Below are 17,251 nucleotides of genomic sequence, written 5' to 3'. Positions count from 1 at the left end.
CGCATGCCCGGCTGGCATGCCATTTGCTTGGCAGTTCTATGACCCGTGCGTCACCGCCCTCGCGGCGCGCACGCAACCAGGAGCATGCTGCATGATGGATTTTCCCGCTGCGCGCCCCAGGGCGTTCGATGAGATGATGGATGAGCAAGGTCAGGTCAGGCCGCACTACCAGGGCTTTGCCAACTGGCTGGCCGGACAGCCGACCGATGCCATGGCCCACCTCCAGCTTGAAGCCGACCTGAACTTTCGTCGCGTCGGCATCACGTTCTCGCTGGCTGGCGATGCCGATGGCAACGAGCGGCTGATTCCTTTCGATCTGATCCCGCGCATCATCCCTGCCGATGAATGGCACATGCTGGACCTGGGCCTCAAGCAGCGCGTGCGGGCCCTCAATCGCTTCATCCACGACATCTACCATGACCACGACATCATCAAGGCTGGCGTGGTCCCTCCCGAACAGGTGTTCCTGAACACGCAGTACCGCCCTGAAATGCAGGATGTGGATGTCGCCGAGGACATTTATTGCCACATCGCCGGGATCGATATCGTGCGCGCCGGCCAGGGCGAATTCTATGTACTGGAAGACAACCTGCGCGTGCCCTCCGGCGTCTCCTACATGCTGGAGAACCGAAAAATGTCGATGCGCCTGATGCCCGATGCCTTCAGCCGCCTCCAGGTCGCCCCCGTCGCGCACTATCCCGACCTGCTGCTGGACAATCTTCGCGAAGTCGCGCCCCGCAGCATCGACGATCCCACGGTCGTGGTCCTGACGCCCGGCATGTACAACTCGGCCTATTTCGAGCATGCCTTCCTGGCCCAGCAGATGGGTGTGGAGCTGGTCGAGGGCCAGGATCTGTTCGTCGACCAGAACACGGTCTACATGCGCACCACGCAAGGCCCGAAACGCGTCGACGTCATCTACCGGCGCGTGGATGATGATTTCCTCGATCCCCTGGCCTTTCGGGCTGATTCCGCCCTGGGCGTGCCGGGCTTGCTGTCAGTCTATCGGGCCGGTCGCGTGACGCTGGCCAATGCCATCGGCACAGGTCTGGCCGACGACAAATCGACCTATCTCTTCGTGCCGGACATGATCCGCTTTTACCTGGGCGAGGAACCCATTCTCTCGAATGTACCGACCTGGCAATGCGGCAAGCCCGACGAACTGTCCTACGTACTGGCGAACATGGCGGACCTGGTCGTCAAGGAGGTCCATGGGGCCGGTGGCTATGGCATGCTGGTCGGCCCGGCCGCCAGTCGCGCCCAGCTTGCGCAGTTCCGGGAATTGGTGCGGGCACGACCGCACCACTATATCGCCCAGCCCACACTGGCGCTGTCGACCATTCCCACCTATGTGCAAAACGGCATCGCCCCACGCCATGTCGACCTGCGTCCCTATGTGCTGTGCGGCAAGGATATCCGCACCGTCCCGGGCGGGCTGTGCCGGGTCGCCCTCAAAGAAGGTTCGCTGGTCGTCAACAGCAGCCAGGGCGGCGGCACCAAGGACACCTGGATACTGGAGGAATGAGCATGCTCAGCCGAACCGCCGACAATCTGTTCTGGATGTGCCGCCATATCGAGCGTGCCGAAAACACCGCACGCATGCTGGGCGTGAATCTGACCATGTCACTGCTGCCGCGCTCACCGCAAAGCCTGGCACAGTCCTGGCAGGCCGTGCTGCGCATCAGCGAATTGCAGCATGCCTACGCGGATCGCTGCGGCGATGTCGATCCGCGCACCATTATGCAATTCATGGTGCGCGATGCCGATAATCCTTCGTCGATCTATGCCTGCATACGTGCCTGCCGTGAAAATGCACGCGCCGTACGCGGCAGTCTGACGACCGAGGTCTGGGAAACCTGCAACACGACCTGGCTCGAAATGCTGCGGCTGCTGGCCGAGGGCCAGCTCGAACGCAATCCCGATGCCTTTTTCGACTGGATCAAGTTCCGCGCCCACCTGACCCGCGGCGTCATGGCAGGCACCATGCTGGATGACGAGGCGTTGCATTTCATGCGCCTGGGCAGCCATCTGGAACGCGCCGACAATACGGCACGACTGCTGGACGTCAAGTTTCACGAGCAGCCCGACAACACCAGCACCGGCGGGCACCAGGCCCAGGATTTCTATCGCTGGTCCGCCATCCTGGCCGCGGTGTCGGGGCTGGAAGTCTATCGCAAGGTCTATCGCGATGTGATCTCACCTGAGCGCGTGGCCGAATTGCTGATCCTGCGTGCCGACATGCCCAGCTCCCTGCTGGCCTGCATGCGTGCACTGTCACGCGACCTGCAGCATGTGGCCAATCAGCGATCCAGGGAAACGGGCCGCCTGGCCGGCAAGCTGCGGGCCGAACTGGAATACGGACGCGTCGAAGACATCCTGCGAGCCGGCCTGCATCGCTACCTGGAAAATTTCCTGGCGCGCATCAACGATCTGGGCAACCGCATCAGCCGCGATTTCCTGGTCCCGTTAACCACTTGAGACCGACGCAAGGAGCAGGCCATGAAACACCTGATCAAGCACATCACGCACTACCGCTACACCCTGCCGGTCAACTACAGCATCCAGACCCTGCGCCTGACACCACGCCAGGATCCGCACCAGCGAACGCTACGCTGGCACATACAGGCTCCGGGCAAGCTGGACGAGCAGACCGACGCCTACGGCAACATCACCCATACGCTGACACTGAATGCGCCCCATGACGAAATCGCCTTGCGCGTGACCGGGCAAGTTCTGGTCGAACCCCTGTCGCAGGGCCGGGTCCCCCAGGAAGACAGCCGCCTGCCGATACAGGCCTATTGTGTCGTCACTCCGCTTACCCTGGCGGACGACACCATCCACGCCTTTTGCCGGGAAGTCCTGCCGCAGGGCCTGCAAACCCCGGAAGACGCACTGGCCCTGTCCCATGCCATCAGCCAGCGCGTTGCCTATGAACCCGGCATGACGGACGTCACGACCGCCGCCAGCCAGGTCCTGGCCCTGGGCCATGGCGTCTGCCAGGACCATGCCCACCTGTTTCTGGCCTGCGTGCGAGGCATGGGATTGCCTGGCCGCTATGTTAGCGGCTATCTCTACACGACGGCAGAACATGCCGCCAGCCACGCCTGGGTGGACATCTGGCTGGCTGGCCACGGCTGGGTCAGCATCGATGTGACGAACCGGCAGTTTGCCTCCGAACAGCATTGCCGCCTGGCCGTGGCACGCGACTACGATGCTGCATCGCCGGTACGCGGCGTGCGCAGCGGCGGCGGCGAAGAGTCCATGCACGTCAATGTCTCCGTGCAGGACTGGACCACCGTCACCCCACAGGCAGACCAGCAATGATGCATGGTCGCAACCTCCATGCGGTGAGCGCTGCATTCCGGGCGGCGACGCCTTGCGATTGCAATACAATGGCCGCTTCGCATTCTTTCGATCCGTCATGACTTACTGTGTCGCCGCCCGCCTGGATGCGGGTATGGTCTTTCTGGCTGACTCGCGCACCAATGCAGGCGTCGACCAGATCAGTACCTTTCGCAAGCTGCGCGTGTTCGAGCGCCCCGGCGAGCGCGTCATCGCCCTGATGACCTCCGGCAATCTGGCCATCAGCCAGGCCATCATTACCAAGCTCTCGCAGCAGGACAGCGCCAGCCCGACCTCGATCTGGAATGCGGCCAGCATGCACGACGCGGCATCGCGCGTCGGCGATGCCGTACGTGCCGTCCACGAGCGCGATGCTCAGGCACTCAAGAACCAGGGCATCGACTTCAACGTGAACCTGATTCTGGGCGGCCAGATCGGCCAGGCTCCCTGCCAGTTGTTCCAGGTCTATGCTGCGGGCAATTTCATCGAGGCCAGCCCGGACAGCCCCTACCTGCAGATCGGCGAGGCCAAGTACGGCAAACCCATCCTGGACCGCGTCCTGCAGGCCGACACCTCCCTCGACGAAGCGGCCAAATGTGCCTTGATCTCCATGGATTCGACCTTGCGCTCGAATATATCCGTGGGCATGCCGCTGGACCTGCTGGTCTACGAAGCAGGCTCGCTGCGCGTCACGCACTTTGCCAATATCGACGAGCACAATCAGTATTTCGGCATGATCCGCAAGACCTGGGGCGAACGTCTGAAACAGGTATTCTCCGAAATCACCGATCCGATCTGGACCTCACCCGACGCCCCTGACTCGCTGGTACCCGGCCATCGCAACCACCAGCCCGTCCGCGTACCGGCCCAGCCCGACCAGCCGGACCACAATACGCCTGCACCTCAGATACTGGCCCAGGGACCTGGCGCAGAACAAGCCGCCTGAAAACGATCAGAGCCGGTCCAGATAAATTCGATACGCCCAGAAGACGCCCTGGGTGTACGACCTCCGATCTGCAATGGTCGAACCATCCTAGTGTCCTGGTTGGTTAGTTGATGTATTCAGATTCGGATGCATGGGCTTGTCAGACAAGGCGCAAACCGCAGCGATAGCCGTAGCTATCGCGAGGATTTGCAACGCAGTATGGCGAGCCCAGGCGCCGAAGATGAGTATTTGAATTAGCCAAACAGGACACTAGCGACGGCGTCCACCTGTCAATGAGCCCAGAATGCCGCGTGTAACCTGTCCGATGATACGGTTGGCCACGGAACGGGCCGTACTCTTGGCAACGCTCTGCACCAGCCCGTCACGCTTGCCGCCACGCGGCCCGGTCGAGCCGAACAGGAAATCATTGAGCTGCCCCATCAGTCCATCGTCGTCCTGTGTGGCATTGCCCGGCTGCGCCTTGCCACCTGCATCAGCCGCCTGACCGGTCGACGCGGTTGCCGGTGCGCCTGCCGTTTTGCCACCAGTTTCCTGCATGCGCGCCTGCAGCATTTCATAGGCAGACTCACGATCCACCGCTGCCTCGTAGACGCCGGCCAGCACCGATTGCTGCCGCAAGACAGTACGCTCGGCCTCGGTTGCCGGGCCGATGCGGCCACCGGGTGCCACGACCCAGGCCCGCTCGGTCGGCTGGGGCCGGCCCTTTTCATCCAGCATGGAGACCAGCGCCTCGCCTACCCCCAGTTCGGTAATCGCAGCGGCCACATCCAGGCCGGGATTGGGACGCATGGTATCCGCAGCCGTACGCACGGCCTTCTGGTCACGCGGCGTGAATGCACGCAGAGCGTGCTGCACGCGATTGCCAAGCTGGCCCAGTACGCTATCGGGAATATCGAGCGGATTCTGCGTGACGAAATACACCCCGACGCCCTTGGAACGGATCAGGCGTACCACCTGTTCGATTTTCTCGAGCAGTGCAGCCGGAGCATCCTTGAACAGGAGATGGGCTTCATCGAAGAAGAACACCAGTTTGGGCTTGTCGGCATCGCCCACTTCGGGAAGATGTTCGTAAAGATCGGACAGCAGCCACAACAGGAACGTGCTGTAAAGCTTGGGCGACTGCATGAGCTGATCAGCCGCCAGGATATTGACCACGCCACGCCCATTGTCGTCGGTCTGCAGCAGGTCGTGGATATCGAGCATCGGTTCACCAAAGAACTGCTCGCCTCCCTGTGTCTCGATCTGCAACAGCCCGCGCTGAATCGCACCGATGGACGCAGCCGACACATTGCCGTAACGAGTCCGTATATCCGCCGCGTTGTCGGCCACGAACTGCAGCATGGCGCGCAGGTCCTTGAGATCCAGCAGCAGCAGGCCGTTGTCGTCTGCCACCTTGAAGGTCAGGTTGAGCACCCCTTCCTGGGTGTCGTTCAGGTTCATGATACGGGCCAGCAGCAAGGGACCCATATCGGAAATCGTGGCGCGCACGGGGTGTCCCTGCTTGCCGAACACATCCCACAGTACGGTCGGCATGCCCGCCCAGTCGGGCACGGACAGGCCAAGGCGCTCCAGACGCTCCTGCAGCTTGGGCGAAGCGGTGCCCGGTTGCGAAATCCCGGTCAGGTCGCCCTTGATGTCCGCCATGAAGACCGGCACGCCGAGCCGTGAAAAAGCTTCCGCCATGACCTGCAAGGTCACGGTCTTGCCGGTACCGGTCGCGCCGGTAATGCAGCCATGACGGTTGGCCATGCCGGGCAGCAGGTACTGTGCAGACTGGGCATTGCGGGAAATCATCAGGGGGTCGGACATGGCAGTGCTCCGCAACGTAAGGCGTGAGAGAACGGGTTTTCCGGCAGGGCAGGATTGCGACTCAGTTTACCCGAGAGGCTATCGCGCCTGTAGACCACAGGAGTACGCTTTTTGATCCTTGTAACTTGCCTGATGCGACAGCCAAACCCTACCGGCAGCAGAACTGTGTATTTAGACAGTAATCTGGTTTACGATAGTGCTTTCCAGACCGCCCCGGCATATCCACTTGCCGCGTCCGGCCGTCCACTCTCCCGCATTCCGCCTACATGAGCTCCCAGATCCGCATCTTCGGCGCACGCCAGAACAACCTCAAAAACCTGGATGTCAGCTTTTCCGCCGGTGAACTGACCGTGATTACCGGCGTCTCGGGCTCCGGCAAAAGTTCCCTGGCCTTCGATACGCTCTACGCCGAAGGGCAACGCCGCTACGTCGAAACCTTCTCGCCCTACGCCCGGCAATTTCTCGACCGGATGGACAAACCCCAGGTAGACCGGATCGAAGGCATCCTGCCGGCCATCGCCATCGACCAGACCAATCCGGTACGCAACTCGCGCAGCACGGTTGGCACGATGACCGAGCTCAACGACCACTTCAAGCTGCTGTACGCCCGCGCCGCCCATCTTTATTGCCGCTGCTGTGGCAAGAAGATCAGGCGCGACAATCCCGACAGTATCCTGGCCTTCCTGTCCGAACATGCTCCGGCACAGGGCGACCCACGCCTGGTCATCACGTTCCCGATCAAGGTGCCGGCCAACTTCACCGAAGAAGAAATCCGGGGCTACCTCGATGCCCAGGGCTATACGCGGGTGCATGAAAGCAACCCGGCATCTGCCCAACAGGGCGGCATCGACACACCCGCGACACAGCCCGGTACGCCTGCCAGCACGGCAGCCACCGCCAGCCCTGCCGGAAAAGGCCGCAAAAAATCGGACCAGGCCCAGGCTGTCATTCCCCAGCGCACACTGAATGTCGTCCAGGACCGCTTCCGGCTCGGCTCGGCCGAACCCGAGCGCATCATGGAAGCGCTCGATACGGCACTCGATCAGGGCCAGGGACATCTGGCCGTCCACGCGCTGGCCCCCGCAGGCGGCGACCAGCAGGTCTGGAAGTTCAGCAGCCGGCTGCATTGTGCCGACTGTGACATCGATTATGCCGATCCTCTGCCCAGCATGTTCTCCTTCAATTCGCCGCTGGGGGCCTGCGAAACCTGCCGGGGTTTCGGCCGGGTGATCGGCATCGACCATGGGCTGGTCATCCCCGACGAGAGCAAGACCCTGCTGGAAGGCGCAGTCAAGCCCTGGCAGACGCCCAGCTACCGCGAATGCCAGGACGATCTCGAAAAATACGCCCGCAAGGCCGGCGTGCCGCTGTCGGTGCCCTGGAAGAATCTGTCGCCCGAGCATCGGCGCTGGGTACTCGACGGCACGCCAGACTGGAAAGGCGGCAACCAGGCCTGGAAAACGCAGTGGTATGGCGTACAGCGCTTTTTCGACTGGCTCGAAAGCCGTGCCTACAAGATGCATGTACGGGTACTGCTGTCGAAGTATCGCAGCTACACCCCCTGCCCGACCTGCCATGGTTCCCGCCTCAAACCGGAAGCGCTGCTGTGGCGCATCGGCGATGCCCCTGGCATCGACATCCACGCCCTGATGTGCATGCCGATCCGGCGCGTGCGTGATCTGTTCGACGGCATGACGCTCGACCTGCTGCCCGATGCTGCCAACGACATGCTGCTCGACGAGATCCGTTCGCGGCTGCGTTTCCTGTGCGATGTGGGGCTGGGCTACCTCACGCTGGACCGCCAGAGCCGCACCCTGTCTGGCGGCGAAGTGCAGCGCATCAACCTCACCACGGCGCTGGGCACCTCGCTGGTCAACACTCTGTTCGTGCTGGATGAGCCATCCATCGGCCTGCATCCGCGTGACATGCACCGCATCGTGCAGGTCATGCACCGGCTGCGCAATGCCGGCAATACCCTGGTGGTGGTCGAACACGATCCGCTGGTCATGACGGCTGCCGACCGGGTGCTCGACATCGGCCCCGGCCCCGGCGAGCGCGGGGGCCGCATCATGTTCGATGGCACGCCCCAGGCACTCTCGCAGGCACCGACACTGACCGGCGACTACCTGAGCGGACGTCGCACCATCGAAGCCCCCCACCCCATGCCGGTCCGGGACAATACGCCCCGACTGCTGCTCGAAGGCGCACGCGCCCACAATCTTCGCAACATCTCCGTCAGCATTCCATTGGGCCGGCTGGTGTGCGTCACCGGCGTATCCGGCTCGGGCAAATCCACGTTGATCCAGGACGTGCTCTATCCCGCCCTGCTCAAGAAACGCGGCAAGCCGACCGAGGCCCCTGGCGATCACGACCGCATCCTGGGCGACGAATGGCTGCACGATGTGGTCATGGTCGACCAGACGCCCATCGGCAAGACGGCACGCTCCAATCCGGCCAGCTACGTCGGTGCCTACGATGCCATCCGCAAGCTGTTTGCACAGGCACCGCTGTCACGCGAGCGCGGCTATGCCGCCGGCATGTTCAGTTTCAACAGTGGTGACGGCCGTTGTCCTAGCTGCGGCGGCACCGGCTTCGAGCACGTCGAGATGCAGTTCCTGTCCGACGTCTATATCCGCTGCCCCGACTGCGATGGCAGCCGCTTCCGTCCCGAAGTCCGCGAGGTGACCGTCTCGCACCTGGGCCGCACTGCCTCCATCGACCAGGTGCTGGACATGACGGTCAGCGAAGCGCTCGACTTCTTCAAGGGACTGCACGATGTGCAACGCGGCCTGGCACCACTGGCCGATGTCGGCCTGGAATACGTCAAACTGGGTCAGCCGGTGCCCACGCTGTCTGGCGGTGAGGCCCAGCGACTCAAGCTGGCCGGGCACCTGGCCGAGGCTGCCCGCAGCGGCATCTCGATCGCGCAGGTCGCCAAGAAGGCCAGCCTGTTCCTGTTCGACGAACCCACCACCGGCCTGCACTTCGAAGACGTGGCACGCCTGATGCGTGCCCTGCGCAAGCTGCTGGCAGCCGGCCATACCCTGCTGATCATCGAGCACAACCTGGATGTCATCCGTGCGGCCGACTGGATCATCGACCTCGGCCCCGAAGGCGGCGAAGATGGCGGCGAACTGATCGCCTGCGGCACGCCCGAGGACATCATGGCCCATCCGGACTCGCATACCGGCCAGGCCCTGCGCGAATACCAGATGCAGCCCGGCCAGTTGGCCGAGCCGGCGGCCACCTACGCGCTCACGCCGGCCACACCGACGCCCGCCATCGAAATCCATCACGCCCGCGAGCACAATCTCAAGAGCCTGAGCGTGGCCATTCCCCGCGATACCTTCACCGTGATCACCGGTGTGTCCGGATCGGGCAAATCCACGCTGGCATTCGACATCCTGTTCAACGAAGGCCAACGCCGCTACCTGGAATCGCTCAACGCCTATGCCCGCTCCATCGTGCAGCCGGCCGGCAAACCCGATGTCGATTCGATCACCGGTATCCCACCCACAGTGGCGATTGCCCAGCGCACCAGTCGGGGCGGGGTCAAGTCCACGGTCGCCACCATGACCGAGATCCACCATTTCCTGCGGCTGTTGTTCGTCAAGCTGGGAACGCAGTACAGCCCCGATAGCGGGCTGCCGGTCGAAGCCCAGACGCCCGAGCAGATCCTGGCGCGCATCATGCAGCAGTTCAAGGGGCAGCATGTCGGCCTGCTGGCACCGCTGGTCACGGCCCGCAAGGGTTACTACACCGATCTGGCCAAGTGGGCCGAACGGCGGGGCCACACCCACCTGAGGGTCGATGGTCGCTTCGTGGCCGTACAGCCCTGGCCACGCCTGGATCGGTACCGCGAGCACACTATCGAGCTGCCGATTGCCGATGTCGTCATCACGCCTGACAATGAAGCCTTCCTGCGTCAGGCCATTGCCGACGCACTGGAACATGGCAAAGGCATGTTGCGCATCGTCTGGCCCCTGGAGCGGCTGCATGAATCGCTGGACGCCGAGCTGGATAGCCTGGCACTGTCCACCAGCCGTACCTGCCCGGTCACCGGCATCAGTTTTCCGGAACTGGACCCGCGCATGTTCTCCTACAACTCCAAGCATGGCTGGTGCCCCGCCTGCTTTGGCACAGGCCTACGCCTGAGCGGTTTCGATGCCGAGCAGACGGGAGAGGAAAGCACCTGGCGTGATACGGCCGATAGCGAACAGGACGATGCCCACGAACCGGAAACCTGCCCGGTCTGCCAGGGGCAGCGCCTGAATCGCAATGCACTGGCGGTACGCTGGCATGCGCGCTCGATTGCCGACATCAGCCACTGGTCGGTCAACGAGGCGCATACGTTCTTTACCGGGCTGGTCCTGCGCGGCCGTGAAGCCGACATCGCCCGCGACATTCTGGCCGAAATCCGCAGCCGCCTTGGTTTCATGCAGGAGGTCGGCCTGGGCTACCTGACACTGGACCGGGCAGCACCGACGCTCTCCGGTGGCGAAGCGCAGCGTATCCGGCTGGCGGCCCAGCTGGGCTCCAACATGCAGGGCGTCTGCTATATCCTTGATGAGCCGACCATCGGCCTGCACCCCCGTGACAACCGTATCCTGCTTGACGCCCTGTCACGCCTGGAGGGCCAGGGCAATACCCTGGTCGTCGTCGAGCACGACGACGACACCATCCGCCGGGCCGGACACGTCATCGATATCGGCCCGGGGGCCGGTTCGCGCGGCGGTCGCGTGGTAGCCCAAGGCACCGTGCAGGACATCATGGAGAATCCGGACTCGGTCACCGGCCGCTATCTGGCGCATCCACTGCAACATGACCTGCAGCCGCGTCGCCCGGTCCAGATCGACACGCCACGTCTGACCGTACGGGCTGCCGGACGCCACAACCTGCACAATGTCACGGCCCATTTTCCGCTCAACCGCCTGACCGTAGTCACGGGTGTCTCCGGCTCCGGCAAATCGACGCTGGCCCGCGACGTGTTGCAGGCCAACCTGAGACGTGCCGTGGCAGACAACCAGTATGCACGGGAACACGACAAGGTCGCCCCCCACTGGCTGCACTGCGCCGGCATCGACGGTTGGGAAGCCATCGACCGCGTACTCGAGGTCGACCAGACCCCCATCGGCAAGACACCGCGCTCCTGCCCCGCCACCTACATCGGCTTCTGGGACGACGTCCGCAAGCTGTTCGCCGAAGCCCGCGATGCACGCATGCGCGGCTGGACTGCCTCGCGCTTCAGCTTCAACACGGGCGCAGGCCGTTGTCCAGTCTGCGAGGGCCAGGGCATGCGCACCATCGAGATGAGCTTCCTGCCCGACGTCAAGGTCGAGTGCGAGGCCTGCAACGGTGCGCGCTTCAACAGCGATACGCTGTCAGTCAAGCTGCGGGGAAAAAGCGCTGGCGACATCCTCAAGATGGAGGTGGACGAGGCAGTCGAATACTTCTCGGCCCACCCGCGCATCCAGCGCCCTCTGCAACTCATGCAGGATGTCGGCCTGGGCTACCTGACACTGGGCCAGCCTTCACCCACACTGTCGGGCGGCGAGGCCCAGCGCATCAAGCTGGTTACCGAACTGACCAAGGCACGCCTGACCGAAGGCGTCATCAAGACCGGCCGTGCTTCGCGCCTGCCACATACCCTGTATGTACTGGATGAACCCACGGTCGGGCTGTCGATGGCCGATGTCGACAAGCTGATCAGCGTGCTGCATCGGCTGGTCGAGGCAGGCAACACCGTCGTCGTGATCGAGCACAACCTGGACGTGATCGCCCAGGCCGACTGGCTGCTCGACATGGGCCCCGAAGGGGGCAGCGGTGGCGGCCAACTGGTCATCGAAGGCACGCCCGCCGAGGTCGAGGCCGACCATGCACGCTCGCATACCGGCGAAGCATTGCGCCAATTCATCGCCCAGCAACCGGCGCAATGCACGCAGGATCGGGCATGAGCCTCTGCCGTTTCGAAGACCGCTGGACCGGACAGGCGCTGGTACTCGAACAGCCGGTAGACCGCATCACCGCCTGCCAGCCAGAGGCGCTGCGGCCGGCCCTGGCTGCCATCGAACAGCACCAGGCGGCGGGCCGCTGGATCGCCTTGCTGATGACCTATGACCTGGGAGAATGGCTGGAGCCCCGCGCGCTGCAGGCCCCCATCTCAAGCCTGCCTGCGCCAGAGGCCGTCTCCGTGCAGGCATCGCGATCCCCCACCAGCCCATTCCCCTCCGACACACCGCAACCACGCCTGACCGCCCTGGTGTTCGAACAGGCTCGCACCGCTGCGCCCTGGCTACCTGCCGCGCACCAGGCAGGCATCACCGCAGTCCAGCCCCGTATGGCGCGGGCAGACTACCTGTCGCGCATCGAGCGAATCCGTGAACTGATCCGTGCCGGCGAGGTTTACCAGATCAATTACACCTTCGGCATGGATATCGAGACCGAAGGCTCCCCCGAGGCACTCTACCGTCGGATTGCGCATGGGCATCCCAGTGCCCATGCCGCGTATATCGAGGATCAGGACGGCAGCGTGCTGTCCTTTTCACCCGAACTGTTCATGCAGCGCCGTGGTCATCACCTGACCTGCCGGCCCATGAAAGGCACGGCACCACGGCACCCCGATCCGGTCCGCGACCAGGCGCTCGGACAGGCCCTGCTCGACAGCATCAAGAACAGGGCCGAAAACCTGATGATCGTGGACCTGCTGCGCAACGACATGGGACGACTGGCCGTGCCCGGCTCGGTACGAGTACCGCGCCTGTTCGAACTTGAGTCCTATCCCAGCGTCTGGACCCTGACATCGACCATCGAGGCCGAACTCCCCCCCCTTCCCTTGCATTCTCTGTTGACAGCCCTGTTCCCGTGTGGTTCGATTACCGGCGCGCCAAAAATCGCCGCCATGCAGCACATCCGCCAGCTCGAACCCGAGCCACGCGGTCTATACTGTGGCAGCATAGGCTGGCTGGCACCCAACGGCGATTTTTCGCTCAATGTCGCCATCCGGACTCTGGTCTTACACGAACGCAATCATGGCCGATATCACGTGGGCGGCGGTATCGTCCATGACTCTATCCCGGAACAGGAGTGGGAAGAATGTCTCTGGAAAGCTCGCATACTCAACGCGACGCGCCTCCCCAACTGATCGAAACGCTGCGCAGTGACGAGCAGGGCAAGATACCCCTGCTGCACCGTCACCTGCAACGCCTGCACCGCTCCGCCCAGTATCTGGAATATGTCTGCCCGGTGCATGCCATCGAACAGGCTCTGGTCAAGGCTGCCGAAGGTGCCCAGGGCGAGCACCACCGGCTGCGCCTGCTGCTGCAGGCACACGGCGGCTTCAATATCACGGTGCAGGCATTCGACTACAACCCTGGCCGGCCCGCGCAGAAAGTCGGCATTGCCCGACCTCGCCTGGACGCCAGCAGCATCTGGCTGCGTCACAAAACCACGCGCCGCCCCCTGTATGACCAGGCACAGTCATGGCTGCAACAGCATCCCACCTGGTTCGACCTGATTTTCCTCAACCAGAAAAACGAGCTCTGCGAAGGCAGCCGCAGCAATCTCTACCTGCTGCTGGATGGCCAGTGGTACACCCCGCCGCAGATCTGCGGTGTATTGCCCGGAATCCAGCGCGGTATCCTGCTGGAAGCCGGGCTGGTGCGCGAACGGGTTCTTCCCCGGAGCGCGCTGGCCGATGCCAAGGCGCTGCGCCTGTCGAATGCCCTGCATGGATGGTTCGACGTCAATCTGGATCAGCCCGATCCGGTCGAGCATCCGCTCTGAACTTTTCTACGATTCCTGCCTCATGTCCACCGTCGACACATCAGACTCCAGCGAGCGCCCCAGCGTCCAATTCCGCATGCGTATCCGCCATCGGTCACTGATTGCGCTTGGCCCCGGAAAAATCGAACTGCTCGAGCATATCCAGCAAAGTGGTTCGATCTCGGCGGCGGCCCGTGCCATGAACATGTCCTATCGGCGGGCCTGGCTGCTCATTGATGAAATCAACCGCGCCTTGCGCGAACCCGTCGTCGAGACCTCGACCGGCGGCACACATGGCGGCGGTGCCCGCCTGACAGAGACAGGACAGGCCGTTATCCGCCACTACCGAACCATTGAAGAAATTGCGCACAAGGCGGCGGCCAAGGACCTGCAGGCACTGGTCAACCTGCTAGCCCCTGATCAGGCCTGACGCCCGAACTGCAGCAGACGCCGCAAGGTACGGCGCAACGGATCGGATTCTTCCGCTGTGGCCGGCACGCCCAGTTGCTCCCGGACATGCGCCTGCTCGGTTCCATTGAGCATGTCGATTTCGCGCACGATCTGGCCATGCTCGTAGACAAAGGTAACCTGTGCCAGGTGCAGCACGTCCTCGATATCGTGCGTAATCATCAGCACCGGGATATCCCACTGGCGCTGTACCTGCGCTAATTCCTCGCGCAACTCGCCGCGCAGCAAGGGATTGAGTGCCGCAAACGGCTCGTCAAGCAGCAGAATATCCGGTTCGCAGGCCAGTGCGCGTGCCAGCGCCACACGCTGCTGCTGGCCGCCCGACAGGGTTGCCGGACGACTACGAGCCAGGTGATCCAGACCAAAACGGGCCAACAGTGCCTGCACACGTTCACGGCCTTCGGTGGACAGGCCCTGCCGCCAGGACGTCAGCCCGAAACCGACATTGTCCTCGACGGAAAGATGCGGAAACAGGGCATAGTTCTGGAACAGGTAGCCGATCCGGCGTGCAGGTGGTGCCAGATCAATACCCGACTCGCTATCGAACAACGTCGTGCCGCCGATGCGGATGAATCCCTTTGTAGGCTGCAACAGGCCGGCGATGGCCTGCAGCGTCAGCGACTTGCCCGATCCCGAAGGGCCGTACAACGCGGCAAAGCCCGCCTCGGTCGAAAAGCGCGCCGACAGGTCGAAGCGCCGCGTCCGGTCCGAGACGGTCAGGCTGATGTCAACGTCAATCACGGCTTGCCGAAACCATAGCGGGCCAGCACAGCCTGCGCAGGCTCGGTAGCCAGAAAGTCGATGAAGGCCTGGGCACCGTCCTTGTTGCTGCTGGCCTCGATCACGGCGATCGGATACAGCACGGGAGCATGACCCTGCGGCGTGAGCACGACCTTGACCTTGTCGGCCATGACGGCAGCATCGGTGGCATAGACAAAGCCAGCATCGACTTCGCCGCGACCCACGTAATCGAGTACCTGGCGCACGCTATCGGCCGGGATCATCTTCGAGGCCAGGGCATCCCAGAGGCCAGCACCCTGCAGCACCTGCTGGGTATAGCGTCCGACAGGCACCGTTTCGACCTTGCCAATCGCCAGGCGCTTGACGGCGGCTTCCTTGAGGTCATCGAGGCTGTCCAGCTTGATCTTGCTGTCGATCGGCTCGATCAGCACCAGACTGTTGCTGACGAAGTTGCGGCGGCTTGCGTCAACGATCAGTTTGGCGGCTTCGGCACGGTCCATCGTCGCCTGGTCGGCACTGGCAAACACGTCGACCGGCGCGCCCTGGGTGATCTGCTGCAGCAGCGTGCCCGAAGCGGCAAAATTGAATTGCACGGTCGTGTCCGGCGTCGCCTTCTCGAACAGGGGGCCGATTTCATTGAAGGCATTGGTCAGGCTGGCGGCAGCCGACACGGTCAGTTGAGCTGCCTGGGCGGCCAGTGGCACCAGCAGTGCAGCCGACAGGGACACGCACAGGGCAAGACGGCGGGAGGGTTTCATCATGTTCAAGCTCCTTGGATAGAGGGTCGCGCCGTACTAACGGACGCGCGGTGCGAAAATACGGTTGGATACCACCAGAATGGCAACGGAAATCAGCGAAGTCACCAGGACCAGAATCATGGCCGTCTCCTCGTGGCCGGCCTGGACGGCATCGTAGATCGCCATCGACAGTGTCTGGGTCTTGCCAGGAATCGAGCCGGCCACCATCAGCGAGGCACCGAACTCACCCATCGCGCGCGCAAAAGCCAGCAAAGTGCCGGCCAGGATGCCCGGCCATGCCAGCGGCAGCGTGACGCGCACGAATACGGACCAGCGCGACTGGCCCAGCGTGCTGGCAGCAGCTTCCAGCGTGCGGTCGATACCGGCAAAGGCGCTGCTGGCCGACTTGAGCACCAGGGGCAGCGCCACCACGGCCGATGCCACCACGGCACCATGCCAGCTGAAAATGATGGAATAATCGAGATGTTCGTCGAGCCACTGCCCGAGCGCACTGCGTCGTCCTGCCGCTACTAGGATGGCATAGCCGATCACGGTGGGAGGCAACACCAGGGGCAACATACAGGTCGCTTCAAGAATGCCGCTGCCGGGAAAGCGTCGACGTGCAAACACCCAGCCCAGCGCAATGCCCACGACCAGTGCCAATACGGTTGCCAGACCAGCTACCTTGAGAGACAGCGCCAGCGGAAACCAATCCAGATCAATCAAATTCGTCATATCCAGAAGGATATAGCGCAATCTGGAAAATAACAAACGGAAACGACCGAAAAGCGCCGCGTACCGTGCGTCAGATCAAACTGACCAGTATCGCGGCTCCATGCTCATCACGGCCTCTGCATGACCGGCCTGTGCGAGGCATCTTGTTCAGTGTGAACAGCACTTACTGTTCGAGTCGGGCATCCAGGGTAATGGTTGCGTTGAGCAGACGCGAAATCGGGCAATTTTCCTTGGCCTTGGCCGCCGCCGCCAGGAAAGCCTCATCGCTGGCACCAGGAATGCGCGCCTCCAGCGTCAGATGCACGGCCGTGATGGTAAATCCGGGTTCGAGGCGTTCCAGCGTGACATCGGCGCGGGTCTGGATCCTGTCGGCTACCAGGCCGCTTTCACCCAGGATGTTGGACAGTGCCATCGAGAAGCAGCCGGCATGGGCCGCACCGATCAGCTCTTCGGGGTTGGTGCCGGGTTCGCCTTCAAAACGCGTGTTGAATCCATAGGGCGCATCGGCCAGTGCGCCGCTCTCGGTTGAAATCGACCCCTTGCCTGCCTTGAGATTGCCTTGCCAGACGGCGGTTGCGAATTTTTTCATGCCTGTTCTCCTTTGCCATGTCGGAAACTTGCCGGGACATCATGCTGCATGCTCCGGCAACTGATCGATTGCCAGCCAGGCTATTGCACATGAAGATCCCCTGCCTTCACCGTGAAACTCACA

13 protein-coding genes are annotated in these 17,251 nt (G+C 62.9%); 8 read left to right on the top strand and 5 right to left on the bottom strand.

Annotated elements, in window-relative coordinates; translation table 11 throughout:
* Positions 1-91: 91 nt before the first annotated feature.
* The 4 genes from DD235_RS01835 (at position 92) to DD235_RS01820 (ending at position 4,288) form a co-directional block, all read left to right on the top strand.
* The gene (locus tag DD235_RS01835; RefSeq protein ID WP_420810433.1) at positions 92-1,525 is read left to right on the top strand and encodes a circularly permuted type 2 ATP-grasp protein; all 1,434 of its coding nucleotides are present in this window, start codon (positions 92-94) and stop codon (positions 1,523-1,525) included.
* 2 nt (positions 1,526-1,527) lie between these two features.
* Positions 1,528-2,478 carry an alpha-E domain-containing protein gene (locus DD235_RS01830; RefSeq protein WP_109060345.1) on the top strand — a complete coding sequence of 317 codons (951 nt, stop codon included), beginning with the start codon at positions 1,528-1,530 and terminating at the stop codon, positions 2,476-2,478.
* 21 nt (positions 2,479-2,499) lie between these two features.
* Positions 2,500-3,324, top strand: coding sequence for a transglutaminase family protein (locus tag DD235_RS01825; protein ID WP_109060344.1), 825 nt, complete (start codon positions 2,500-2,502; stop codon positions 3,322-3,324).
* 97 nt (positions 3,325-3,421) lie between these two features.
* On the top strand, positions 3,422-4,288 hold the full coding sequence (locus tag DD235_RS01820) for a proteasome-type protease (RefSeq protein ID WP_109060343.1): 867 nt from the start codon (positions 3,422-3,424) through the stop codon (positions 4,286-4,288).
* A gap of 249 nt (positions 4,289-4,537) precedes the next feature.
* Here the strand turns inward: DD235_RS01820 and DD235_RS01815 are convergent, their stop codons facing one another.
* On the bottom strand, positions 4,538-6,097 hold the full coding sequence (locus DD235_RS01815) for a helicase HerA-like domain-containing protein (RefSeq protein WP_109060342.1): 1,560 nt from the start codon (positions 6,095-6,097) through the stop codon (positions 4,538-4,540).
* 266 nt (positions 6,098-6,363) lie between these two features.
* Between DD235_RS01815 and uvrA the strand changes: the two genes are divergently transcribed.
* The 4 genes from uvrA to DD235_RS01795 are packed head-to-tail and all read left to right on the top strand — an operon-like array spanning position 6,364 to position 14,288.
* Positions 6,364-12,051 carry an excinuclease ABC subunit UvrA gene (uvrA, locus tag DD235_RS01810; RefSeq protein ID WP_109060341.1) on the top strand — a complete coding sequence of 1,896 codons (5,688 nt, stop codon included), beginning with the start codon at positions 6,364-6,366 and terminating at the stop codon, positions 12,049-12,051.
* On the top strand, positions 12,048-13,238 hold the full coding sequence (locus DD235_RS01805; RefSeq protein ID WP_109060340.1) for an aminodeoxychorismate synthase component I: 1,191 nt from the start codon (positions 12,048-12,050) through the stop codon (positions 13,236-13,238). The genes uvrA and DD235_RS01805 overlap by 4 nt, the downstream gene beginning before the upstream one ends.
* Positions 13,190-13,879 (top strand): aminotransferase class IV, encoded by a 690-nt coding sequence (locus DD235_RS01800; protein WP_109060339.1) that lies wholly within the window; start codon positions 13,190-13,192, stop codon positions 13,877-13,879. The genes DD235_RS01805 and DD235_RS01800 overlap by 49 nt, the downstream gene beginning before the upstream one ends.
* 22 nt (positions 13,880-13,901) lie before the next feature.
* Positions 13,902-14,288 carry a winged helix-turn-helix domain-containing protein gene (locus DD235_RS01795; protein ID WP_109060338.1) on the top strand — a complete coding sequence of 129 codons (387 nt, stop codon included), beginning with the start codon at positions 13,902-13,904 and terminating at the stop codon, positions 14,286-14,288.
* Here the strand turns inward: DD235_RS01795 and DD235_RS01790 are convergent.
* The 4 genes from DD235_RS01790 to DD235_RS01775 all read right to left on the bottom strand — a co-directional run bounded on the left by DD235_RS01790 (position 14,279) and on the right by DD235_RS01775 (position 17,128).
* A complete protein-coding gene (locus tag DD235_RS01790) occupies positions 14,279-15,067 on the bottom strand; it encodes an ABC transporter ATP-binding protein (protein ID WP_109060337.1) in 789 nt (262 codons plus the stop codon). The genes DD235_RS01795 and DD235_RS01790 overlap by 10 nt on opposite strands.
* On the bottom strand, positions 15,064-15,825 hold the full coding sequence (modA, locus tag DD235_RS01785; protein ID WP_109060964.1) for a molybdate ABC transporter substrate-binding protein: 762 nt from the start codon (positions 15,823-15,825) through the stop codon (positions 15,064-15,066). The genes DD235_RS01790 and modA overlap by 4 nt, the downstream gene beginning before the upstream one ends.
* Positions 15,826-15,861: 36 nt before the next feature.
* A complete protein-coding gene (gene modB, locus DD235_RS01780) occupies positions 15,862-16,539 on the bottom strand; it encodes a molybdate ABC transporter permease subunit (RefSeq protein WP_109060336.1) in 678 nt (225 codons plus the stop codon).
* Positions 16,540-16,702: 163 nt separating this feature from the next.
* Positions 16,703-17,128 carry an OsmC family protein gene (locus tag DD235_RS01775; protein ID WP_109060335.1) on the bottom strand — a complete coding sequence of 142 codons (426 nt, stop codon included), beginning with the start codon at positions 17,126-17,128 and terminating at the stop codon, positions 16,703-16,705.
* Positions 17,129-17,251: the final 123 nt, after the last annotated feature.

This window comes from Corticimicrobacter populi (genome assembly GCF_003123725.1).
Lineage (GTDB): Bacteria > Pseudomonadota > Gammaproteobacteria > Burkholderiales > Burkholderiaceae_B > Corticimicrobacter > Corticimicrobacter populi.
The sequence above is the reverse complement of the archived record's forward strand: the minus strand, read 5'-3'. Positions and strand labels throughout refer to the sequence as shown.

Bases quoted from the DNA above. Each gene is read 5' to 3' on its own strand.
- DD235_RS01835 (WP_420810433.1), top strand. From the start codon at position 92: ATGATGGATTTTCCCGCTGCGCGCCCCAGGGCGTTCGATGAGATGATG.
- DD235_RS01830 (WP_109060345.1), top strand. From the start codon at position 1,528: ATGCTCAGCCGAACCGCCGACAATCTGTTCTGGATGTGCCGCCATATC.
- DD235_RS01825 (WP_109060344.1), top strand. From the start codon at position 2,500: ATGAAACACCTGATCAAGCACATCACGCACTACCGCTACACCCTGCCG.
- DD235_RS01820 (WP_109060343.1), top strand. From the start codon at position 3,422: ATGACTTACTGTGTCGCCGCCCGCCTGGATGCGGGTATGGTCTTTCTG.
- DD235_RS01815 (WP_109060342.1), bottom strand. From the start codon at position 6,097: ATGTCCGACCCCCTGATGATTTCCCGCAATGCCCAGTCTGCACAGTAC.
- uvrA (WP_109060341.1), top strand. From the start codon at position 6,364: ATGAGCTCCCAGATCCGCATCTTCGGCGCACGCCAGAACAACCTCAAA.
- DD235_RS01805 (WP_109060340.1), top strand. From the start codon at position 12,048: ATGAGCCTCTGCCGTTTCGAAGACCGCTGGACCGGACAGGCGCTGGTA.
- DD235_RS01800 (WP_109060339.1), top strand. From the start codon at position 13,190: ATGTCTCTGGAAAGCTCGCATACTCAACGCGACGCGCCTCCCCAACTG.
- DD235_RS01795 (WP_109060338.1), top strand. From the start codon at position 13,902: ATGTCCACCGTCGACACATCAGACTCCAGCGAGCGCCCCAGCGTCCAA.
- modA (WP_109060964.1), bottom strand. From the start codon at position 15,825: ATGAAACCCTCCCGCCGTCTTGCCCTGTGCGTGTCCCTGTCGGCTGCA.
- modB (WP_109060336.1), bottom strand. From the start codon at position 16,539: ATGACGAATTTGATTGATCTGGATTGGTTTCCGCTGGCGCTGTCTCTC.
- DD235_RS01775 (WP_109060335.1), bottom strand. From the start codon at position 17,128: ATGAAAAAATTCGCAACCGCCGTCTGGCAAGGCAATCTCAAGGCAGGC.